This window comes from Chloroherpetonaceae bacterium (assembly GCA_033763895.1).
Taxonomy (GTDB): domain Bacteria; phylum Bacteroidota; class Chlorobiia; order Chlorobiales; family Thermochlorobacteraceae; genus JANRJQ01.
The window spans coordinates 116848-138329 of record JANRJQ010000007.1 but is presented as its reverse complement, the minus strand read 5'-3'; the positions used below and the strand labels follow the sequence as shown (position 1 = coordinate 138329).

Below are 21482 nucleotides of genomic sequence, written 5' to 3'. Positions count from 1 at the left end.
GCAATGACAATTACAGAATTATCGATTCGAAGACCAAGCCTAATCATCGTTGTCTTCATTCTATTAGGTTCAATTGGGCTTTTTTCATACTCATTAATGAAGTATGAATTGCTCCCAAAGATTGATACGCCCTCTGTTACGGTAACAACAGTTTATCCGGGTGCCTCTCCAAGCGATGTTGAATCTTCGGTGACTAAAAAAATTGAAGATGCGCTATCAACACTCGATCGAGTGAAAAGAATCACCTCAACCTCAGCCGAAGGTTACTCAGTGACTTATGTAGAGTTTGAATTGACCGTCAATGAAGACTTAGCTCTTGCCGCAGCGCAAAGAAAAGTAAATGAAATTTTAAGCACCTTACCGGAAAAAGCGAAGACACCAACGCTTTCTAAGTTTTCACTTTCCGATTTACCTGTGATGCGGCTTAGCGCTACAAGTAATTTACCGATGAGTGAATTTTATAAGTTGCTGAAAGAACGAATTCGGCCGGCACTTTCACAATTAGAAGGAGTTGGAAATGTAACTTTGGTTGGCGGGAGTGAAAGGGAAGTTCAAGTGAAGCTAGATGCTAAAAAGCTGGAAGATTTTGGATTGACCGCGTTGAGCATTTCAGAAGCAATATCTCAAACAAATTATAATCTGCCGGCAGGAAAAGTAAAAGCCAAAGATCAAGAGATTTCTTTAAGAGTAAACGGAAAGTTTTTATCTCTCGATGAAATCAAGAATAAAACAATTGTTAATCTTCCTAACGGTTCAAAGGTTAAAATTTCGGATGTCGCAGAAGTGACATTAGGTTTAAAAGATCAAGAAACCTTTAGCCGATTAAATAGCAACGAGTCGATTGCCCTCTTAATTCAAAAGCAGAGCGGTGCAAATTCCGTTGAAATCTCTCGGCTCGTTCGAGAAGAGATTAAAAAGCTTCGCGATACGTATTCGGCAGAAGAATTGCAATTTGATATTGCCTCCGATGGATCAGAATTTACACTTGCCGCTGCTGATGCCGTGACACATGATCTCTTGGTTGCCATAATCCTTGTTGCTGCGGTTATGCTTCTTTTTTTGCATAGCCTCAGAAGCGCCGTAATCGTGATGATTTCGATTCCGGCCTCATTGATTTCAACATTTATTTTTATGTCTCTCTTTGGGTTTTCGTTAAACCTGATGACCCTCCTCGCGATGTCATTGGTCATAGGCATTTTGGTTGACGATTCCATCGTGGTATTGGAAAATATTTTCCGTCATCTTGAAATGGAAAAGACACCCTTTCGTGCAGCGCTTGAAGGCAGAAACGAAATTGGTTTTTCTGCAATTTCAATCACACTGGTCGATGTCGTGGTATTCCTTCCGCTTTCTTTTGTGCCGGGAATTGCCGGGAACATCATTCGAGAGTTTGCACTTGTGGTGGTGTTTTCAACTTTGATGAGTTTGTTTGTTTGCTTTACGCTTACTCCAATGTTGGCCAGTCGATTTAGTAAACTGACACACCTCAATTCATCTTCAGTATTTGGAAGAATCATCATTCGTTTTGAGAAAATGATTGAGTCCCTTTCTAAAATCTATCTATCGGTGTTGAAATGGGCGCTCTCTCATCGTAAAACAATTCTCGTTGGAAGTGTAGCCTCACTTGTTTTTGCAATCTCTCTTATTCCGCTTGGGTTTATAGGAGGAGAATTTGTAACACCGATGGACCGCGGAGAGCTTTCGGTTGTAATGGAATTGCCGGTTGGTACCAAGCTCGAAGAGACAAATGACTTCGCAAAATCAATTGAACAAAAGCTCAAAGAATTCCCTGAGGTAAAGAAAATTTTCTCGACAGTGGGTTCTTCGAACGAAGCATTTCTGGGAGAATCCGCTTCAAATGTTATTGAAATGTTCGTTCAACTTGTCCCAAAAGGGGAGAGAAAAAGGAATTCAGACCAAGTATCCGAAGCACTAAAAACAATGATTACCAATTACCCGGGCGTTAAGGCGAGAATTTCACCGATCGGTCTATTTGGGACAGGAGATGGTTACCCGATAATGATCAATCTAAGTAACGCATCGAGAGATTCACTTCTGAAATCAGTGTCTCTTGTGGCAGGGTCGCTTCAATCTATTTCAGGAATTAGCGATGTCCGCCTTTCATTTGCAGGAAGCAAGTCTGAAATTGAGTTTCGAATAGACGATGAAAAACTCACGGAAAACGGACTCTCATTGGCTGAGGTGTCTTACGCATTGAGAGTCGCATTTGCCGGGGATGAGGAATCCAAATTCACCTTGAATGAAACCGAAATGCCGATTCGAATTAGTTATCGTGATGAAGAAAAAAAATCAACGGATTTCCTTTCTTCGCTCGTTATTCAAAATCAAAGTGGGGTTAAAGTTCCGATTCTCAGCGTGGCTTCAATTCGCACAATTGATTCGCCATCAAAGCTCGAAAGAAAAAATCGAATGCCAAGTATCACCATTTTCGCAAAACCATTTGGCCGCTCTACCGGAGAAATCGGAGAGGATTTCAATAATGCCTTAAGAAACATACCTCTAACACAAGGAACTCGAATCAGCTTGGAAGGGGATCTTGAAATGCAAGGCGATTCATTCGGCAAACTCGGTTTGGCATTTCTTGCAGCGATTCTCTTTATTTATTTGGTGATGGTTGCCCTTTACGACTCATTCATTTATCCTTTGATTGTGCTTTTTTCAATTCCGGTGGCAATCACTGGTGCTTTGATTGCCTTGGCAGTTACTGGCAGCGTACTCGACATTTTTTCAATTCTTGGCTTAATTATGCTCACGGGTCTCGTCGGAAAAAATGCCATTTTGCTTGTCGATCGGACCATTCAAAATCGTAAAGGTGGAATGACGTTATACGATTCACTTTTAGAAGCCGGCGAAACCCGATTAAGACCAATCTTGATGACCACCGTTGCGATGGTTATTGGAATGTTACCGGTTGCTCTTTCTTCTGGGGGTGGCTCAGAGTGGAAAAATGGCTTGGGTTGGGCACTTATCGGCGGGCTTTCGAGTTCGATGTTTCTAACCCTGCTTCTTGTGCCAACAATCTTCATCGACATTGAAAATCTTGTCGCAAAGCTTAAGTCGTGGATATCAAAATCAGGAGTATTAAAGTTCATTGAAATGAATCCGATTGATCCTGAATTTACCAAAGCAGTCAATCAAGAAGAGTTATCAAAGAATGAAATTCAATTTTCAAATTCAAATGAAATTATGAATGAAAAACATCTCTCTCATCGAAATAATGCCTCAAATCAAATCATGAAATCAGTGGTCTTGATGTTCATCCTGACAGCCTTAACGATGTCAATTAAAGAGTTACAAGCACAAGAATTCGTAAGTAAACCCTTGAATTTTGAAACGGTTAAATCTTTAGCACGCAAAGAAAATGTTGCGATTAAAATGGCGCGTTTGCAAGAACTAAAAACAAAGGCGCAAGTAAGAACAGCCATTGGTAACGCACTGCCATCGCTAAACGCATCCTTAAACTATACTTATAATATTCGTCCTCAAGTTTTCTTTTTACCCAATTTGGGAATCAATCCCACAACGGGAGAATTTGGGCCAATTGGTGGTGTTTCGCCCATCGAAGCAAGCTTGCCGAATTCGTATGTGGGAAATATGTCGCTTGAGTTACCCTTATTGAATTATGAAACTTGGATTGGGATTAAAGCTTCTTCACTCCTCGAATCGTTGGCAAAAACGGAGCGAGAAGGGCAAGAAATTGCTGTGGTTACGGAAGCAAGAAAAACTTATGTCTCTATTTTGTTTCTCCATTCTGAAAAGCGTCTCATTGAATCGTCAATTCAAAGAGCAGAAGATATTCATCGAGAAAATCAAAGGCTTTATAATGCGGGTCTTATTTCTGAAACGGATACCTTACGATCTTATGTCTCCATTCAATCGCTTCGGCCTGAGTCAGAGCGAATTGCACATCAAGAAATTCGGTTGCATTCTTATCTGAAATTGCTACTAAACCTTCCCGGTTCAGTTCAATTGAAGATTGAAGATTCATTAGAAATACTATATGAAATGCAACGAAATAAATTTCAACCATCTTTGCAAACCCTTGATACCTTGATTCTTCAAGCTCTCAATCAAAGGAGTGATAAAAAGTCTATTGCAATTCAGAAAGAAGTTGCCGAAGCGACAGTGGATCGAGAAATCGGGGCATTAATGCCAAAGCTCTCACTCATTGGTGCAGTACAGATACAAGCACAGTCAAATCGTTTTTCTGGTCTTCCAATTCAAGGAAGTGATGCACCGGTGAATTCATTTGTGGGTCTCCAATTCTCACTTCCCATTTTTACTGCGAATTCGCTTGGCGGCCAAATTGAGGCAGCAGAGATTGATCGAAAAACAAAGGAGGAAGAATTGCGGCAGATTGAAAAGGAAATTCATGTTCAAGTTGAAAATGCCGTCTTAGCAAGGCGAGAAGCCGAAAGCAGGGTTTCCTCAATTGCTTCAACAAAAGTATTGGCTGAAAGAAATTTTCAATTGGTGAAAAGCAGATATTCAAAAGGATTGGCGAAACAACTTGATGTTACCGATGCCGAATTTTCACTCAAAGAATCGTCTTCGCGCTACCTTGCATCTTTGGTTGATTTTATTTTAGCTTCAATCGAATTAGAAAAAGCTTTAGGATTTAACTTTGAAGAAATAAACGATGAGCACTAACAGCGTCGGCAAGAATCCAGTGGATGGGTTTACGCTTTGGTTTCGGTTGGTTGGATTGCCTGTTATTGCTGTCGCCCTGTCGATTCCGAATTACTTTGTTGATCCGGAATACGTCGCACGGTTTCATGATAATCCGGGTATTAGTCGATATTACATCGAGTATGGCGCTTGGGCCTACACTTACGACTTAATTCCAACAGTCCTTCAGGTTATTTTACTTTCTGAAACCTACCTGCTCCTTTCGGATTTTCTGCATCGATTTTTTAGCTGGGAAGAAAGGCCATTAACCCGAATTTTAGTTCAGTTGACAGCGCATTCAGGGCTTAGCATTGCAATTGGAATTTTGGTCAATGGATTTTACTACCTCATCGTTTGTAACGAGTGGATTTCTCCTGCTTATATGCTATTCATGTTGGCTTTCTCTGTGCTCGCTACGATAGCCCTTACCGGCTCTTATACAGGACTGGTTTTTTTTAATCGATGGCGATATACGGTATTAGAATCAGAAAAAATGAAACGCTCGTTACTGGCTTCTGAACTACGAGCAATCAAAAATCAGATCGATCCCCATTTCCTATTTAATACATTGAATGTGCTTTCATCTCTGATTGAAGAAAACCCTTCCAAGGCAACTGAATTCGTCTCTCAAATGGCAAAAGTGTATAGGTATGTTTTACAAAGCCATCATAAGTCGTTGGTGACTTATGAAGAGGAGCTGGCTTTCGCAAAAAGCTATTTGTATTTATTGGAAACCCGTTTTGGAACGAATCTCAAAACAATTTGGGATATTGATGAGCAAAGTCTTAACAAATTTCTTCCGGTCATGAGTCTTCAATTACTCATTGAAAATGCGGTTAAGCATAATATTGTTTCAATTGAAAAGCCATTGACCATTTTCATCTCCGCCACACCGAGCGTAGCGATTATTTCCAATACATTACAGTTAAAAAGCTTAAGTCAGATTAAACCAATTAATGGCAAAATTGATGAAAATCATGTGGGAATAGGGTTGAAAAGTATTGAAGAACGATATGAACTCTTGTCCCAAAAAGGCCAATCGAAGAAGGGAATCAGAGTCTCAAAAGATAATGAACAATTTACGGTGTTGCTTCCACTTTTAACTCACGATGAATTACCTCAAACTGTTGAACCTATAGCAGAAGAATGAATATTTTAATTTTAGAAGACGAGCCATTTGCAGCAAAAAGATTAGAGATTATGCTGAAAGATATGAACGCTTCTTATCAGATACTCTCTGTCATTGATACCGTCTCAGGAGCAGTAAAATGGTTTTCGAATCATCAAATGCCTGATTTGGCTTTTTTTGATATTCACCTTGCCGATGGCATTTCGTTTGAAATATTTAACCAAGTGTCGATTGAGTGCCCAATTATCTTTACGACTGCCTACGACGAATATGCCCTTCAAGCCTTTAAGGTCAATAGTATCGATTATCTTCTTAAGCCATTTGACTTTCAGGATCTTCAAAAAGCCATTGAAAAATTGCTTCGGCTTCGAAGGGAGAATGAACCTGAACGTGCAATTGAAAAAAGGCTAAGTCAATTAGAAAATCTAATTAAAGAAGCAACTTCCAAAGTTCAGTATCGAACCCGATTCTTAGTAGAATCTCGAGGGCAGATGATTTCAATTCCGGTTCAATCGATAAATTATTTCTACTCAACATCGAAAATCACAACCCTTGTTTCAAATGAAGGTAGAAAATTTATCATTCCAGAAACCCTTGAAGAAATCGAAACCCAACTCAATCCCAACAATTTTTTTCGCTTAAATCGTTGGGTAATTGGTTCGGCTTCTTCGATTGAAGCCATTGAAGCTTCTTTTGGAGGGAAGTTAAAAGTAACCCTCTCACCGAGAATTGATGATGAAGTAATTGTCAGCAAAGAAAAAGCCACTCCCTTTAAAGAGTGGCTTGGACGATGATTCGTTTTGAAACGCAGAAGCCAATTAAATATTGGTCGCAAGAAGCATTTGTATTTCCCGAAAAGTTAGCCCCGAAAGATCGGCTAAAACTTTTTTTGTAATGTATCCTTTGTAGGTATAAGCCCCATTGCGAAGACTTGTGCTTTTCCAAAGCGCATCCGAAATGCTTGCATATTCTCCAAATTTAAGCACAAAAGGAAGTAAGGCATTTGTTAGCGCATACGACGCTGTTCTCGCAACACCCGAGGGCATATTGGGAACGCAATAATGGGTAACGCCATATTTGACAAAAATCGGTTCACTATGCGAAGTCCTTTGACTGGTTTCGAAACAGCCGCCTTGATCGATTGAAACATCTACAATAACCGCACCTTTCTGCATATTCATCACCATATCTTCCGAGACGATTGGTTTCATGACCTTTCCGCGAGGGTTCATAGCCCCAATCATGACATCCGCAATTTTCGCCGCTCGTGCTATGTAATGGTCATTGGCAATTGCAGTGGTAATTCTGCGGTTAAATATCGTCTCAAAGCGGCGCAAGCGATTTAATTCTTTATCAATCACAATCACATAGGCGCCTAAGCCAAGCGCCGCTTGAGCGGAATAATGAGAAACAGTTCCTGCTCCTAAAATAACAACGGTTGCAGGTGGCACACCCGCGCATCCGCCCAAAAGAATTCCTCTGCCGCCACTCGTTGTTTCCAAATATTTCGCGGCAGTTTGAATTGCCAAGGCTCCGGCGATTTCGCTCATTGAACGAACAATCGGCAGCTCGCCATCGCGGGTTTCGATGAATTCATAACCCAAGGCCGTCACTCCACGGCTTAAAAGCGATTCAATATAAGCTGTTCGCACACTTCCCAAGTGCAACGCTGAAACAAGCACCTGATCGCGCTGTAACAAATCATACTCCGCCGGTAAAGGCGGTGCAACCTTGACGATCAAATTCGATTTCTTGTAAAGCTCTTCAACAGAATCAATAATTTCAGCACCGGCTTCAGAGTACTCTTCATTCGTGAAATTGCAATGCTCTCCGGCATTTCGCTCAATCATTACCGTGTGTCCGTTCTCTATAATCACCCGAACGCCGCTGGGTGCAATGGCAACGCGCTTTTCATCAAGAGCCATCTCCTTCGGAATACCCAAATTGACGTGCATCTTTTTTTCCGAACGGGCAACCATTCGTTCAAGTGTTTGCATGCCTACATCAAAATCCATATAACCGAAGTCACTTGTATAGCTCTTTGCCATTTCTAAATTCTTTGTTAATGATTGATCAAATGTAAAAAAGTTTTTTGGGACTCACCTTGTAATTCTTAAGTGTGAAAAGAAGAAAACGATTTCAAAAAGTTGTGCTAGAAAAATAAAAACCGTGGAATTCCACGGTTTTTATCAAATAGCCAAAATTCAATTTACACCCGTTCACTAACAGCCTTTCGTTTTAATGCAGAAAGGTGCTTGGTGATATCAATTTCTTTTGGACAGGCTTGCACACAGTTGAAGATGGTGTAGCATTTCCATAATCCTTTGTTGTTATCAATGATCTTTATTCGATCGTCACCGGCTTGATCGCGAGTGTCGAAAATAAAACGGTAAGCTTTAAGCATTGCTGCTGGGCCTAGATACTCTTCGTCGCTCCAAGTTGATGGGCACGAGTAGGAGCAAGCACCGCAAAGAATGCACTTCGTAGATTCTTCAATAATCTCTTGATCTTCTGCACTTTGATAGCGTTCAATTTCAGGCGCAGGGTCGTTATTGACAAGATATGGCATTACCGATTCATATCTTCGCCAAAAACCATTCATATCAATGACCAGATCTTTGATTACCGGAGCTCCCGGAAGCGGCTCAACTTTAATTTTATTTCCTTTGATATCCTTTACAAGAGTAACGCAAGCCAATTTATTTTCACCATTTATCATCATTGCGTCACTACCACAAACCCCGTGGGCACAAGATTTACGATAGGTTAAAGTGCCATCTTGATCCCATTTCACTTTATTGAGGACATCCAATACACGTTCCGTCGGATATGCTTGAACCGTGTAAACCTCAAAATGAGGCACTTTATCTTTTTCTGGATTGAAGCGTTTGATGGTGACTTCAAGTGTGCGGAGCGTTGTATCAGTTACTGCGGACATACTAAAACTACAGATAGGTTATTCGAATCATATAAGATGCAAAGAATTAAAGAATAAAAAAAGCGGCTTCGTTCCTAAGCCGCTTTCAAATCAATATTTTTTTAAGATCAAACCTTTTTAATTTGAACGGGAATCGGTTTTTCACCTTCTTTGGTCACTGTTGCGCTCGCTCCAGATTTAAAGACTGAATCGACAAGCGACTTTCCCGATGTAAAAAGGGAATCAACCATCGGTGTAATCGATTTTGCAAGCTCACCGCCATTTTTACCAAGAAAATCACCCATACCATTGGCTGATTTTGTTACAAAATCTCCAACCTCAGGTGCGCGTTCGCTCCAAGCATTCAATGCATCGGTAAGTGTGTTGGTTGTGAATTCACCCTTGATTAATCGCTGACCTGCATTCGCTGCGACGAAAGGAACCGCCGTAACATGCATCACAGTTTCTTTACCAAAGTATTCCAAAAACTCACCTACATAACCTTGAGGATGCTTGGAGGCTTCCTTTGGTTGCTCCACAAACGCACGGTTAAAATACCAACGCATCATTTCAGTGCGTGTTTGAAGCTTTACAGTGCCTTCTTTAGCAACGTGTGATTGGCAACCCAAACGATGTCCGTTTGTTTGCTTTTCTTGTGATAGCCAAGCTTTCTCTACTTCAGTCATTGGTGAAAGATTGTCTTTACCTTCGCTTACAACGACTTCGCAGGTTTGGCAAAGTCCGTGGCCTCCACAGAAATAGCCAATGTGCTCTTTGTGGCGGCGAGCAGCCCCTAAAACACTTTCTTCAACAAATGCCTCGCGGGCATTTCCGTTAAAATCAATAGTTGCCATTTTTTTCTCTCCGTTATAAATGTTAATGCCCCGTTAAAGCGGGTTTCGTTTTTTGCCGGTTACTACGGATACTGCAAACTTCACTACTACAAGAATAGTCCCGAAAGGTATAAAAAAAGTTAAGGCTTGCAAAACATTACCGTATTAATTTTGTTTAACTACAAGTTGTTTTAGACGAATTAAAAACAAAGCGCCTTAACCTTGGTTATATCTTTAGGTCTCAATTCCGCTTCAGGAGAAGTAAATATGGCGGAAGATTTTCGCCTTGTCTCCCAAATTTTTGAACTTGAAAAACAATTCGGCGAAAACCTAGCAATACTAAGGCTTTATCAATGGAATCCTTTTTGCATCTCAATTGGCTTTCACCAAACTGAATCTCTGTTTGATTTGGAAAAGATCAAAAGGGATGGGATTGGGTTTATTAAAAGGCCAACCGGTGGGCGGGCGGTCTTTCATGCCGATGAATTAACCTATGCGTTCATCGAGCGAGCCTCTGAAAGCAATTCGACACATTATAAAAAAATTCATCTCACGCTTGCTGAGGCTTTTTCTGCTTTAGGCATTCAAACTGACTTTCAAAAAACTGAGCCGAACTTTTCGGAAACATTTTCAAAAATTGAATCCGCGGCGTGCTTCAGCGCTTCCGCTCGATATGAATTGGAAATCAACGGAAGAAAGTTGGTCGGCTCGGCACAAAGGCGATACCAATTCAATGAAGGAGAAGTATTGCTTCAACACGGGTCAATCTTACTTTCTCAAAAGCATCAAGACTTGGCCGAGTACCTTCTTGCAAGCGACAGCCTAAAGACCAAAATCAAAGACGATTTGAGAATGAAAACGATTTCACTCTCTGAATTACCAATCCCGTCAATCTCTACAGCAAAGCTTTCTTTGGCCATCGAAAATTCATTTAAAAAGGCTTATGGCTAAAGTGATAAGAAAATTGAAAAAAAATGGGCAGTTGGTGCTGCCCATCTTTATTTCATTTAACGTTGAATGAATTAAAATAAATCGCTCCACTTCATAGTCTGTCTGTTCGTCCCTTGATTGGTCTTTATTTCAACTTGAATTCCATTTTTAGTCATAAAACAATTGATGACGACATCCGGATTCCCAATCAATTCATCGACATCTTTCGACTTTGCCCCTTCATCACCTTTTGTAAACTCGTCTCCAATAGAATGGGCTAAAATGCTGAATAAAGCAACGAAATGATCGCGGCTAATAACGCCTGAGGCTGGTGCTTCTGCATACGATTTCACTTGAAGGGTATGCCCGTCACTAAAAGTGATAATTGAATATCCGGTTGTTTTGTATTTCCCACTCTCAATAGCTACCATATCTTTCATGAGAAATGCTTGGTAATCTTGAGCGAAAAGTGAAGTAGAACCGACGCAAAATGCAAGCAACAGAGAAAAGATAAGCTTCATCGTGATTTGTGTTTATATCCTACTCGTATGGCTTTTCGGTTACGCCCCGTTTGAATGGTTTCTGGCTCCATCATTTTTGTCTAAAAGTAAAAGTTTTGGAAAACTTATTTCTTGAAAATTTATTTCTTGAAATAGATGAGATGTTTCAAATTCTTTTGAATGAAGGAAAGATTGAAGCGAGTGAAAGTCAAGATTAAAAAGGCGAACTGGTGCTAAGTCAATTTTGGGTAAAGCTTTCTGAAAGTTTCTTTTCGCATCCTTTTTTCTTTGCTGTTGAATACAATGGAATCCGGCAGCCAATTGAACAAGTCCTCTTACAATAATTTCGGAATCATCGGTAACATCATTTCTCATCGCTCTCCAGCAATGTTCCCAAGATTCATGTGCATCATAAAATAAAGTCTGATTAAATTCTACTACACCTCTCTCAAAAAGAACACCTTGTTTTTCACTAAAAATTGGTTCTAATAGGGGTAAACTCTTTGAATGATATCGTTCGATGATTTCATCGATTGAGCGTTTGCGTGGTGCAATCATAATTGGGAAATTCTCGCTTACAAATATCCTTCAATAAGAAGAGTATCTCCAAATACTTTCAATACGTTTTGCTCGATTGAAAGAGATTCTGAAATTGATTTAATGCCAAGTGTTCCTATCGAGGGTGTACCGTCTCCACCAATAATTTTTGGTGAAATGAAAATATGAATTTTATCTCCCAAGCCTAATTTTAAGAGGGAGGCATGAAGTTTGCCTCCGCCTTCAACCAAGACGGATAATATCTTTTCATCAAAAAGGGATTGTGAGATTTCTTCAATATTTAAACCTTCTTGCTTTTCACCAACAAAACGAATCAGAATTCCTTTATTAGAAAGGGCCTTGATTTTGGGATGCTTTTTATTCACACGAGAAGTAAAGAGAAATGTGGGTGAATCGTTGCTAAAGATGGTGGCGTGGAGCGGGATAGACAGCTTTCGATCTAAAACAATTCGCTTAGGATTTCGTCCTTTTGTATTACGCACGGTGAGTGCAGGATTATCTGTAAGTGCGGTGCCCGTTCCAATCATCACGGCGTCATATTGCGAACGAAGTAAATGAGCGTAAGCGCGCGCACTCTCAGAGGAAATCCATTTCGAATCTTTAGTCGCAGTAGCAATTCTTCCATCCAAACTTTGAGCGACCTTTATTCCAAAAAACGGCCGATGATTTGCATGAAATGAAATGAAATGTTCATTGAGTTGTTTCGACTCTTGTTCTAACAAACCAAAATGAACCTCTACACCTGCTTCACTCAACTTCTTGATTCCTCGTCCTGAAACTTTAGGAAAAGGATCTTTGCATCCTATGACGACTTTCGGGATTTTCTTTTCAATTATGAGATCGGAGCAAGGAGGGGTTTTCCCAAAATGCGAACAAGGTTCAAGATTTACATAGAGCGTAGATTTAGAAAGAAACTCCGGATTTTTGACAGAGTTAATGGCGTTAACTTCCGCATGCCACTCGCCATATTTTTTATGCCAGCCTTCGCCAATAATTTTTCCTTTATAAACCACAACACTACCGACCATAGGATTCGGACTAACCAAACCCTCACCACGCTTTGCAAGCGAAAGGCAACGCTTCATAAAACGAACATCGTCAGCATCAAATGAAGCTTCAGGTGGCCTTGTTGTTGCTTTTCTTTTCATTAAAAAATAGGTTTTAGAAAGTTAGGGAGAAAAATTGAGAAATGAGAACAATGAATAAGAATCTTGATAAATGTGTTAGATATTATTCATTAAAACAAACAAGGCTTGCCGAAGCAAGCCTTGTTGCGCAGGTTATTCGCCTGCAAAGAGACATCACCATTATGAAAGAACAAAAGAACAACTCGTTTAATTAAATATCATAGTATAAGTTGAATTCATAAGGATGCGGGCGAAGTCGCATTGGATTGACCTCTTTATCGTATTTATACTTGATATGGGTTTGAAGCACATCTTCAGTAAATACGCCGCCTTCAAGTAAAAATTTATGGTCTGCTTCAAGAGCTCTTAGTGCCTCTTCAAGTGAGCCCGGAGTAGATGGAACTTTTTTCAATTCTTCTTTAGAAGCTTCGTAAATGTCAATCTCCATCGGCTCGCCGGGATGAATTTTATTCTTAATTCCATCAATGCCTGCCATCAAGCAAGCTGAGAATGCCAAATAAGGATTGGCGGTGGAATCTGGGCAACGGAATTCAAGGCGTTTTGCTTTTGGAGATTTCAAAACAGGAATTCGAATTGAGGCGGAGCGGTTGCGTGCTGAGTATGCCAAGTTTACCGGAGCCTCAAAACCCGGAACCAATCGCTTGTAAGAATTGGTGGTTGGGTTTGTGATGGCTAAAAGAGCCGGTGCATGTTTAAGTAATCCACCGATATAATACAACGCCATTTCTGAAAGTCCGGCATATTTGTCACCTGCGAAAAGCGGTTTGCCATCTTTCCAAATGGATTGGTGAACATGCATACCTGAGCCGTTATCTCCAAAAACCGGTTTTGGCATAAAGGTGGCGCTTAAGCCGTGCTTCGCAGCGACATTCCTAACGATATATTTAAAAAACAAAAGCTTATCGGCGCATGTGGTCAGTGTATCGAAGCGGAAATCGATTTCGCATTGACCGCCGGTTGCCACTTCGTGATGATGCGCTTCAACAATGAAGCCACATTTTTCCATTACTTGAACCATCTCGGTTCGGATATCTTGGAGAGTATCCGTTGGTGGAACAGGGAAGTACCCTTCTTTATTACGGATTTTATATCCCTTGTTACCCCCAATTTCAGTTTTACCGGTGTTCCAAAGTGCTTCGGGTGAATCAACATGATAGTAGGATTCATTCATTCCGGTTCCATAACGGACATCGGAGAATAAAAAGAATTCAGATTCAGGACCAAAGTAAGCTGTATCGCCAAGACCAGTTGATTTAAGATATTCCTCTGCTTTCTTTGCAATATTTCGCGGAGCGCGTTCGTAAATGTCTTGGGAAAGTGGTTCAAAAATATCAGCAAAAAATGAAACAGTTGGGCCTGCCATAAACGGATCAACCAATGCTGACGAGGCATCGGGGACGATGTTCATATCTGATTCATTGATTGCCTTCCATCCTCGAATCGATGAACCGTCGAATTTGAACCCTTCACTAAAGGTCTCTTCGCTAATTTGTGAAACCGGGAATGAAATGTGTTGAAGCATTCCGGGGAAATCTACAAACTTGAAATCAACTTGAACTGCTCCTGATTTTTTGATGAGTTCAAGCGCTTTATTAATGGACTCCGCTGAGTTGAGCGTCGCACCATTCTTCCAATTGCTGTTTGACATTTGAATTAAGTATAGTGTTGTTACAGAAAAGAGAAATAAAAAACTTGTTTAATGTTCTCAAATACGCGAAAAACAATTAGTCACCCTTTGCAGTATCAAAGTTCTTTTGAACTTTTTGAGAATTGATCTTAAAAGAACGTTTGATTTCTGATAAAACAATACTGGTTTGTGTGCCTGTAACTCCTTGCCAAGATTGGATTCTTGAAAGAAGCCGTTCCAAAGAAACGGTATTATGTGTCATGATTTTTACAAGATGAGAGCCCTCTCCGGTACAGGAGTAACATTCAAGGATCTCATCTTCGCGAACGATATTTTGAATCAGAGTTTGATAGTGACGGGAGGAATCCATACTGATTCGAATAAATGCCGTGATGTCAAATCCAAGTTTTTTTTCATCAGCGACAACAGTGTATCCCTTAATTACGCCTCTCGTTTGAAGTTTCTCTAAGCGTTCACTGACTGAGGGAATCGATAATCCGACCGATTCGGCAAGCTCATTACGGCGCATTCTGCCGCGTTCGCTCAAAAGTTCAATTAATTTGAAATCAATTTTGTCTAAATGCCAAGACATGAATATGGAAATGGTGAAATCCGTTAACAAAAGGCAAATCGCCGTTTTGTTTTGTTCTTTTGTTGAATGTTCTTTTGAAATGAAATTCAGATATAAAACTTAGTAACTTTGTCTATAACTTAACAAAGTTAGGTAAAAATCGAAATAATTTCAAAAATTTAAGTAAAGATTTTTTTTTCCTGAATTAAAAAAAAGGCCAAATCGGTGCTGCACTTGGTGATTTTTGAACGAAATCAGTTTGCATAAAAGAAAAACAGTACTACATTGAATCAAAAGTCTGCTGAATTTTGGCGTATTGTGCGATGTTCTATGAGACAAGCGTGGAGGCTTTTAGCGCACAAATGAGGATTCGTAGCGAAAATATTTTCTAAGAATTAAGAAGTTTGTTATCAAATTGTTTCATTTATCGAAAGGAGAAATTTTATGGCAGATGCACCCAAAAAGCTATCGCCAATGATGCTAAAAAAGATGCAGGCTGAACAAGCTGGTGCAAAACCTGCTTCTACGGAGGCACCTAAAGAAGTTGAACCGGTCGCGGCAAAACCTGAACCTATTGCTGCAAAAACCGCCGCACCGCCAAAGCCGGCTCCAGCAAAGCCTGCCCCAGTAGCCGCGGCCGCGCCGAAGCCTGTTGCATCAGTTGCACCCAAACCAATGACTAAAGTTGCTGATGAGTCTTCAGCAGCAAATAATCCATTTCCCAAGAATCCTAATCCGAATGGGCCACGGTACGGATATGGAGATGGCCTAGCGTCCGTTTTCGGAACACCACCGGCAATTGATGAAGCCTTTTTTGCCCTAAAAACAGTGGTTGGAATTCCGCTAAGCTTGATTGAAACTGCGAAAAATGCTGTAAAAAAAATTACAGGGTAAGCGTTGAACCGATTGCTTCGTTGAAATGAAACACTTTTCTCAAGAAGGAAAGTGTTTTTTTATTTGGTGTGATTTTTCTTTTTGAGCGAAGGTTATCGTGTTTTTTTATATAAGTCGAATTCAAGAACTAAGTTATTCCTATCAGACGGTTGTCGCGATTTAAGGCAATAAGAGCAACTTCGTCTATTCAGTTTTTCGATAAAGCCTAAAGAGCAATTTCAGGAATTAACAATAAAACCTTAAGAGTAAGGGTTAATCGAGAAAATGCTTTCCCTTCCGATGATAGATAAAACCAAAAAGGCTTCCTGAGATACCCCCGAGCATGTGAGCAAACTGCGAGATTTTGTCGTCTCCAAAAGAACTAATCAATTCCTTCCCAAAGAAAAGGGTAGAAACCAAGATGAAGGTGAGTGGTATTTCACCCGCTTCAAAATCTGTAAATGAGCTCATCAAGATGAGCATAAAAACGATTCCGCTTGCTCCTAAAATTCCATTATGAAAAAATATCGCATTCAGGATACCGGTTGAAAGAGCGGTCAAAACAATCATAAAGAGAATCAATTTTGAGCCGTACTTTTCTTCTAAGAGAGGACCTAGAAGTAAAAGGAGAGAAAAGTTACTGATGAAATGATTCCAATCGGCGTGACCGATAATATGAGTGAAGAGACGAAGGTAGGTAAGTGGATTTGTGTAGTCAAGGGATCCGGGAATTGCAAAAAAGGTTAAAGTAAGCCAGTTTCCAAAAAATGAACTTAAGGTCATGATAAAAAATGAAAGCAAAGTGAAAGTTAATATGACCGGTGAGTTGTATTTTATTCGCATGAAAGTTTAACTGATTAAGACAATGGAATTGAAGGGTAAAACTGCGTTGATAACGGGTTCTTCAAGAGGAATTGGTAAAGCAATTGCCCTTGAATTAGCCCGATTGGGTGCAAATATTGCAGTCAATTATGCTAAAAACAAGGAAGAAGCTGAGAATACGGTTCAAGAACTTCAGCAAATAGGCGTTCAGTCAATGGCACTGCAAGCCAATATTGCAAAACACGAGGAAATTGTACGTCTATTCGCAGAGGTTGACCAAACTTTCGGCCGACTTGATATTTTTATTCATAACGCAGCGAAAGGCGTATTTGGAGTGGCGCATCGTATAGGGCCAAACGGATTTGAGCTAGCAATGGCCACCGGTCCAAAAGCTTTTTTGTTTGGCGCACAAGAAGCCTATAAACGATTTGGTGATAAGGGAGGCATAATTCTTGCAATTTCAAGCATTGGAAATCTTAGGGTTCTTCCAGATTATGCTGCGGTAGGCACTGCCAAAGCGGGAATTGAAAATTTGGTCAGATATCTTGCTGCTGAAATGGGGCATAAAAATATTCGGGTCAATGCCATCTCAGCAGGGCCAATTGATACGGAAGCACTTCTTGATTTCAAAGAGATGGAAAAGAAAAAGGAAGCGTGGATTGAAAAAACGCCGCTAGGAAGATTAGGAAATACCCAAGATGTCGCTAATATTGCAGCTTTTTTATGCTCTGAAAAATCGCGATGGATTCACGGACAGGTGATCATTGCTGATGGGGGCTATACACTTTATTAATAAAAAGATGCAAAAAGGGTCAAGAGTTAAAACAATTGATGGTTTAAGAGGTCTAGCGATTTTAATAGTTACAATTTATCATTGTTTAGACATTGTTAGAACAAATACAGTCATATTCAGTTATCTGAAAAATAGTATTTGGTCTTTTGGTGGTGGTGGGAATTTCGCTTTAGTATTAACAGGGTTTTTAATAACAAAGGTTCTTCATTCATTAAAAGGAAAAAACGACTATTATAGAACATTCTTTATTAATCGATCATTGCGATTGATCCCGCTATTTTACTTTTTTATTTTAATTTTCTTTAATGTTGTTCCATTGGTTTTTAAAGAAAAATTACAATTTCAATACCTTTGGAATAATCAAATTTGGCATTGGTTTTTTGTTCATAATTGGTCGCCATTATTTGTTGATTACTCTTCAGGAAATAAATACATTTCCCATTTATGGTTTATCGGTGTTGAGCAGCAGGTTTTTATTTTTTTTCCTCTTTTGTATTTATATCTTAATGATGATAAATTTATAAAGCTTTCTATTTTTTTAATTGTATTGACCCCAATTTTAAGATTTTTGCTTTTATTAACAGCTGATAATTCAGTTTTGATGATAAAGTATATTCACTATATGACTATTACAAGGTTGGATAGTGTTTTTTGGGGTGCGCTCCTCTTTAAGTTGATATTGGATAAAGAAAGATTGTTATATTTCTTAAGCCACTTAAAGAAATCATTATTATTTACAGTGTTTATTTTGTTATCACTATCATTCCTATTATTTGATATACCAACACTTTCGAAAGTTGAAGATTTCCCACTCTTATTAATTCCAAATTCAATTGGATACACAATAGGCAGTTTTCTCTCGATACTAATTATTGGTTGGGGCTGGACAGTATCAGAAGAAAGTAAATTTGGGAGATATTTATCAGAAAACAGATTACTTCAAGGTGTCGGAACTTATGCATATAGTATTTATCTTTTTCATTTTCCATTTATTCACTTAATTAAGGAGATATGGTTTTTCTTTCCAGTAAGTAAAATAGGAGGTGCGGTAAATCAACTCTTATTTATCTCTATAGTATTTGCATTATCTTATTTATTTGCTCTTATCACTTGGAAATTAATCGAAAAGCCATTTATGGATTTGAAAGAACTCAATTTTTTTAAGAAAAAAGAAAATTCGATCATTGCATGACTTTATTTCTTTGCTTTGATGACCATAATAATCCCAGCAAATAAAAAAAGAAAATTAGGAGCCCAAGCAGCAATAATCGGGGTGATCGCTCCTTTGTATCCTAAAGTTGCAAATGTTTGTTGTAAACCGATGTAGAAAAAGCCAATTGCACCGCTGATTCCGGCTTCAAGTGCAATTCCGGTCTTTTTCTTTTGAGCAGAGAGTGGAACTCCAAGAAGAATAACAATAAGGCAAGCAAATGGGAATGAAATTTTTGAGTGATACTTAACCTCCGCCTCACTTGTTGATTCAAATCCGCTTCGCTTTCGAGCTTCAATAAATCTTTTATGGTCAACGAGATTTAAGAGCTCTAAAGCAGAATTGTTTTCACGAAGATCTCGAATTGAAAAAGAAAGTTCAATGGTATCTATCTTAATTTTCACAAATCCAATCTCTTCATTTCGAATAAACCGCCGTTCTACAATGTCTTTTCCAATCCATTTTGCCGTGGAAGAATCATATTTTAGACTAGGCATATCAAGCCTTTTTACAAGTTCAAAATTAGTATAGTAAAAAATAGAAGTGGTATAACAGGTTTGTTGAGGGTCATCATAATAGGAAATGCTCACAAACCGTGAAGGAGAATCCTGAATATTAAGGTTTGAACGGCTGCCCCCGGTCCAATAGCTTCTTCCTAATTGAAGGGTTTCGAATTTCTGTTTGTAGCGGGTTGTGATGGGAACAAGCCAGCCGGAGAAAAATAAATCGAAAGTCGTCAAAAGAAAACCTACAAATAAAAACGGAAGTAGAATTCTGTAAAGACTTACGCCACCTGCTTGAATGGCAAGAAGTTCAGTTTGCTTGGCCATTTTTCCTGTGACGAAAAGTGCCGAGAGCAATCCTGCAACCGGTGCGACAAGCTTTAGAATTTCAGGTGATAAATATAAGTAGTAAAGAGCGATGGCTTCAAGTTTTGCCTTTCGGTCGATATAGTCGTCGATTTTTTCGATTAGATCAATGAGGATAAACAAGCAAATAAAAGCTAAAAGCGCGAAAAGAAGCGTAAAGAGGTATTCTTTGATAATGTACCGATCAATTCGGTTGAACATAGTGTCTGAAAAGTTGGTTAGATTATGCAAAGTTAGCCTTTGTATGAATAACCATAGCAATAATTAGAAAGGAGTTCAATATTAATGAGAAAGATTGAAGTTATCCCTCTTGAATATGAACAGCCCACAATCAAAATTGGTGCCTCCAAAGAACTTACTTCAAAACTTTTTGAGAATTCAATCTTAAAAGAGTACAAAGCAGGGGATATCATCATGAATGAAAATTCTTCCATTCGTTCGATTCCCATCGTTGCCAAGGGGTCTATACGGGTGATTCGTACTGAGCGAGATGGTCGTGAAATTCTTCTTTACTACATCAAGCCGGGTGAGAGTTGTATCATGTCTTTTTTGGGCGGGATTCACAATGAAACCAGCAAGGTAAGGGCAGAAGTTGAAGAAGACGCTGCAATTTATTTTTTACCGATTGAGAAAGTAGGAATGTTTTTGAGAGAATTTCCGGAGTGGCTTGATTACCTTTTTAAGCTTTATCACAAGCGATTTGAAGAGCTTTTAGAAGTTGTTAATGAAATCGCCTTCAAAAAAGTGGATGAGCGGCTGCTTTCTCTCATTAAAAAGAAAGTTGAATTAAGCGAAAACCAAGTGATTGCTGTGACACATGAGCAATTAGCCCAAGAACTTGGAACGGCAAGAGTCGTGGTTTCACGTTTATTGAAAAAGCTTGAAGATGATGGGGTTTTAAGTTTAGCAAGAAATAAAATTACCCTAAACGTTAGTTAATATTGCAAGTGTAGATTGGAAATAATTTTTAATCCAATCCTAAGCATCTTTGATTAAACGCGACAAACTTTATCAAAAATCACCCCATTTCAAAAATGGGTTGTTTTTTAATCGGACTGAAACACCCAATCTCACTGAAGGTTACACGCTTTCTCAAGTCGTCCTTGATTTCTTTTTGAAGGGTTCAAAGAGGAGACGGCCGAAATCTACAATACCCTCAATCAAAACAAATCTCAAATCACTTCCTCTAGAAAAGAATTTATTGGTTTGGTTTGGCCATTCCTCATATTACTTTCAATTGAATCAAAAGCGATTTTTAGTCGATCCTGTTTTTAGTGGAAACGCTTCCCCGATTCCGAACACAATGCTCAGTTTTCCGGGCTCTGATGTTTTCACTCCGAATGACATTCCAGAAATCGATTACCTTATTCTCACTCACGATCATTATGATCATACCGATTTGCCAACTTTATTGAAATTGAAACACAATTTTTCGAGAGCGATTTTACCTTTAGGGGTTGGAGAATATTTTGAGAATTGGGGATTTGAGCAATCACGCTTTTCTGAACATGACTGGGATGAAAGAATTGAATTAGAAAACGGAATCACTGTATTCACCAAACCGGCGCGTCACTTTTCAGGAAGAACATTAGTACGGAATACAACACTTTGGATGTCTTTGCTTGTCAAATCAGATTCTTACAAACTTTATCTTGGAGGTGATAGTGGTTATGATACCCACTTTAAAGAAATTGGAAATGAATTTGGCCCAATTGATTTGGCTGTTTTAGAAAATGGTCAGTACAATAAAATGTGGCGATATGTTCATACATCTCCCGAAGAAACTTTCCAAGCGGCAATAGACCTCAAAGCAAAAAGACTTTTGCCCGTTCATTCATCCAAATTTGCGCTTTCTGATCACGATTGGGATGAGCCGCTAAGAAAAATTTCTGAACTATCCGTGAATTCCCCATACGGACTTCTCACGCCTGTAATCGGAGAAGTTGTTGAACTTGAAAATGAAAACCAAAAATTTAATCCTTGGTGGGAAGGTTTAGAATAACCCAAAGTTGA

At 39.3% G+C, this 21482-nt stretch carries 20 protein-coding genes; 10 read left to right on the top strand and 10 right to left on the bottom strand.

Annotated features, from left to right (window positions below; genetic code table 11):
- Positions 1-3 precede the first annotated feature (3 nt).
- From SFU91_05645 to SFU91_05635, 3 genes are read left to right on the top strand one after another with little or no spacing between them, the layout of a single operon-like run.
- Positions 4-4671 carry an efflux RND transporter permease subunit gene (locus tag SFU91_05645; GenBank protein ID MDX2128502.1) on the top strand — a complete coding sequence of 1556 codons (4668 nt, stop codon included), beginning with the start codon at positions 4-6 and terminating at the stop codon, positions 4669-4671.
- The gene (locus SFU91_05640) at positions 4661-5839 is read left to right on the top strand and encodes a histidine kinase (GenBank protein MDX2128501.1); all 1179 of its coding nucleotides are present in this window, start codon (positions 4661-4663) and stop codon (positions 5837-5839) included. The genes SFU91_05645 and SFU91_05640 overlap by 11 nt, the downstream gene beginning before the upstream one ends.
- Positions 5836-6612, top strand: a complete 777-nt coding sequence (locus SFU91_05635; GenBank protein ID MDX2128500.1) for a LytTR family DNA-binding domain-containing protein — start codon at positions 5836-5838, stop codon at positions 6610-6612. The genes SFU91_05640 and SFU91_05635 overlap by 4 nt, the downstream gene beginning before the upstream one ends.
- 24 nt (positions 6613-6636) lie before the next feature.
- Here the strand turns inward: SFU91_05635 and SFU91_05630 are convergent, their stop codons facing one another.
- From SFU91_05630 to SFU91_05620, 3 genes are all read right to left on the bottom strand, one after another.
- Entirely contained in the window at positions 6637-7866 is a 1230-nt protein-coding gene (locus SFU91_05630; protein MDX2128499.1) for an alanine dehydrogenase, read from the bottom strand.
- 161 nt (positions 7867-8027) lie between these two features.
- Positions 8028-8756 carry a succinate dehydrogenase iron-sulfur subunit gene (locus tag SFU91_05625; protein ID MDX2128498.1) on the bottom strand — a complete coding sequence of 243 codons (729 nt, stop codon included), beginning with the start codon at positions 8754-8756 and terminating at the stop codon, positions 8028-8030.
- A 107-nt stretch (positions 8757-8863) separates the two neighbouring features.
- On the bottom strand, positions 8864-9589 hold the full coding sequence (locus SFU91_05620; GenBank protein ID MDX2128497.1) for a 2Fe-2S iron-sulfur cluster-binding protein: 726 nt from the start codon (positions 9587-9589) through the stop codon (positions 8864-8866).
- 246 nt (positions 9590-9835) lie between these two features.
- Here SFU91_05620 and SFU91_05615 point away from each other — a divergent pair, with 246 nt between their 5' ends.
- Positions 9836-10519 carry a lipoate--protein ligase family protein gene (locus SFU91_05615; GenBank protein MDX2128496.1) on the top strand — a complete coding sequence of 228 codons (684 nt, stop codon included), beginning with the start codon at positions 9836-9838 and terminating at the stop codon, positions 10517-10519.
- A 71-nt stretch (positions 10520-10590) separates the two neighbouring features.
- Here SFU91_05615 and SFU91_05610 read toward each other — a convergent pair whose 3' ends face one another.
- From SFU91_05610 to ribD, 3 genes are read right to left on the bottom strand one after another with little or no spacing between them, the layout of a single operon-like run.
- On the bottom strand, positions 10591-11019 hold the full coding sequence (locus SFU91_05610; GenBank protein ID MDX2128495.1) for a hypothetical protein: 429 nt from the start codon (positions 11017-11019) through the stop codon (positions 10591-10593).
- Between the two features lie 39 nt (positions 11020-11058).
- A complete protein-coding gene (locus SFU91_05605) occupies positions 11059-11556 on the bottom strand; it encodes a DUF309 domain-containing protein (protein ID MDX2128494.1) in 498 nt (165 codons plus the stop codon).
- 17 nt (positions 11557-11573) lie between these two features.
- The gene (gene ribD, locus SFU91_05600) at positions 11574-12704 is read right to left on the bottom strand and encodes a bifunctional diaminohydroxyphosphoribosylaminopyrimidine deaminase/5-amino-6-(5-phosphoribosylamino)uracil reductase RibD (GenBank protein MDX2128493.1); all 1131 of its coding nucleotides are present in this window, start codon (positions 12702-12704) and stop codon (positions 11574-11576) included.
- A 50-nt stretch (positions 12705-12754) separates the two neighbouring features.
- Here ribD and SFU91_05595 point away from each other — a divergent pair, with 50 nt between their 5' ends.
- On the top strand, positions 12755-12898 hold the full coding sequence (locus SFU91_05595) for a hypothetical protein (GenBank protein ID MDX2128492.1): 144 nt from the start codon (positions 12755-12757) through the stop codon (positions 12896-12898).
- Here SFU91_05595 and glnA read toward each other — a convergent pair.
- Together glnA and SFU91_05585 are read right to left on the bottom strand one after the other, a co-directional pair.
- Entirely contained in the window at positions 12895-14352 is a 1458-nt protein-coding gene (gene glnA / locus SFU91_05590; protein MDX2128491.1) for a type I glutamate--ammonia ligase, read from the bottom strand. The genes SFU91_05595 and glnA overlap by 4 nt on opposite strands.
- Positions 14353-14428: 76 nt before the next feature.
- Positions 14429-14923 carry an Lrp/AsnC family transcriptional regulator gene (locus SFU91_05585; GenBank protein MDX2128490.1) on the bottom strand — a complete coding sequence of 165 codons (495 nt, stop codon included), beginning with the start codon at positions 14921-14923 and terminating at the stop codon, positions 14429-14431.
- Positions 14924-15346: 423 nt separating this feature from the next.
- Between SFU91_05585 and SFU91_05580 the strand changes: the two genes are divergently transcribed.
- A complete protein-coding gene (locus SFU91_05580) occupies positions 15347-15796 on the top strand; it encodes a hypothetical protein (protein MDX2128489.1) in 450 nt (149 codons plus the stop codon).
- 252 nt (positions 15797-16048) lie between these two features.
- Here the strand turns inward: SFU91_05580 and SFU91_05575 are convergent, their stop codons facing one another.
- On the bottom strand, positions 16049-16618 hold the full coding sequence (locus SFU91_05575; protein MDX2128488.1) for a rhomboid family intramembrane serine protease: 570 nt from the start codon (positions 16616-16618) through the stop codon (positions 16049-16051).
- A gap of 22 nt (positions 16619-16640) precedes the next feature.
- Between SFU91_05575 and SFU91_05570 the strand changes: the two genes are divergently transcribed.
- Positions 16641-17390, top strand: coding sequence for an SDR family oxidoreductase (locus SFU91_05570; protein MDX2128487.1), 750 nt, complete (start codon positions 16641-16643; stop codon positions 17388-17390).
- Positions 17391-17397: 7 nt separating this feature from the next.
- The gene (locus SFU91_05565) at positions 17398-18582 is read left to right on the top strand and encodes an acyltransferase (GenBank protein ID MDX2128486.1); all 1185 of its coding nucleotides are present in this window, start codon (positions 17398-17400) and stop codon (positions 18580-18582) included.
- Between the two features lie 2 nt (positions 18583-18584).
- Here SFU91_05565 and SFU91_05560 read toward each other — a convergent pair whose 3' ends face one another.
- Complete coding sequence (locus SFU91_05560) at positions 18585-19670, bottom strand: LptF/LptG family permease (GenBank protein MDX2128485.1); 1086 nt, start codon at positions 19668-19670, stop codon at positions 18585-18587.
- Positions 19671-19754: 84 nt separating this feature from the next.
- On the opposite strand from SFU91_05560, the gene SFU91_05555 reads away from it, so the two are divergent.
- The gene (locus tag SFU91_05555; GenBank protein ID MDX2128484.1) at positions 19755-20408 is read left to right on the top strand and encodes a Crp/Fnr family transcriptional regulator; all 654 of its coding nucleotides are present in this window, start codon (positions 19755-19757) and stop codon (positions 20406-20408) included.
- 49 nt (positions 20409-20457) lie between these two features.
- The gene (locus SFU91_05550; protein ID MDX2128483.1) at positions 20458-21471 is read left to right on the top strand and encodes an MBL fold metallo-hydrolase; all 1014 of its coding nucleotides are present in this window, start codon (positions 20458-20460) and stop codon (positions 21469-21471) included.
- Positions 21472-21482: the final 11 nt, after the last annotated feature.

Coding starts and splice junctions, on each gene's coding strand:
- SFU91_05575 (MDX2128488.1), bottom strand. CDS start 16,618: ATGCGAATAAAATACAACTCACCGGTCATATTAACTTTCACTTTGCTT.
- SFU91_05585 (MDX2128490.1), bottom strand. CDS start 14,923: ATGTCTTGGCATTTAGACAAAATTGATTTCAAATTAATTGAACTTTTG.
- SFU91_05645 (MDX2128502.1), top strand. CDS start 4: ATGACAATTACAGAATTATCGATTCGAAGACCAAGCCTAATCATCGTT.
- SFU91_05565 (MDX2128486.1), top strand. CDS start 17,398: ATGCAAAAAGGGTCAAGAGTTAAAACAATTGATGGTTTAAGAGGTCTA.
- SFU91_05610 (MDX2128495.1), bottom strand. CDS start 11,019: ATGAAGCTTATCTTTTCTCTGTTGCTTGCATTTTGCGTCGGTTCTACT.
- SFU91_05625 (MDX2128498.1), bottom strand. CDS start 8,756: ATGTCCGCAGTAACTGATACAACGCTCCGCACACTTGAAGTCACCATC.
- SFU91_05615 (MDX2128496.1), top strand. CDS start 9,836: ATGGCGGAAGATTTTCGCCTTGTCTCCCAAATTTTTGAACTTGAAAAA.
- SFU91_05620 (MDX2128497.1), bottom strand. CDS start 9,589: ATGGCAACTATTGATTTTAACGGAAATGCCCGCGAGGCATTTGTTGAA.
- SFU91_05640 (MDX2128501.1), top strand. CDS start 4,661: ATGAGCACTAACAGCGTCGGCAAGAATCCAGTGGATGGGTTTACGCTT.
- SFU91_05555 (MDX2128484.1), top strand. CDS start 19,755: ATGAGAAAGATTGAAGTTATCCCTCTTGAATATGAACAGCCCACAATC.
- SFU91_05595 (MDX2128492.1), top strand. CDS start 12,755: ATGAATAAGAATCTTGATAAATGTGTTAGATATTATTCATTAAAACAA.
- SFU91_05580 (MDX2128489.1), top strand. CDS start 15,347: ATGGCAGATGCACCCAAAAAGCTATCGCCAATGATGCTAAAAAAGATG.
- SFU91_05560 (MDX2128485.1), bottom strand. CDS start 19,670: ATGTTCAACCGAATTGATCGGTACATTATCAAAGAATACCTCTTTACG.
- SFU91_05605 (MDX2128494.1), bottom strand. CDS start 11,556: ATGATTGCACCACGCAAACGCTCAATCGATGAAATCATCGAACGATAT.
- SFU91_05630 (MDX2128499.1), bottom strand. CDS start 7,866: ATGGCAAAGAGCTATACAAGTGACTTCGGTTATATGGATTTTGATGTA.
- ribD (MDX2128493.1), bottom strand. CDS start 12,704: ATGAAAAGAAAAGCAACAACAAGGCCACCTGAAGCTTCATTTGATGCT.
- SFU91_05570 (MDX2128487.1), top strand. CDS start 16,641: ATGGAATTGAAGGGTAAAACTGCGTTGATAACGGGTTCTTCAAGAGGA.
- SFU91_05635 (MDX2128500.1), top strand. CDS start 5,836: ATGAATATTTTAATTTTAGAAGACGAGCCATTTGCAGCAAAAAGATTA.
- glnA (MDX2128491.1), bottom strand. CDS start 14,352: ATGTCAAACAGCAATTGGAAGAATGGTGCGACGCTCAACTCAGCGGAG.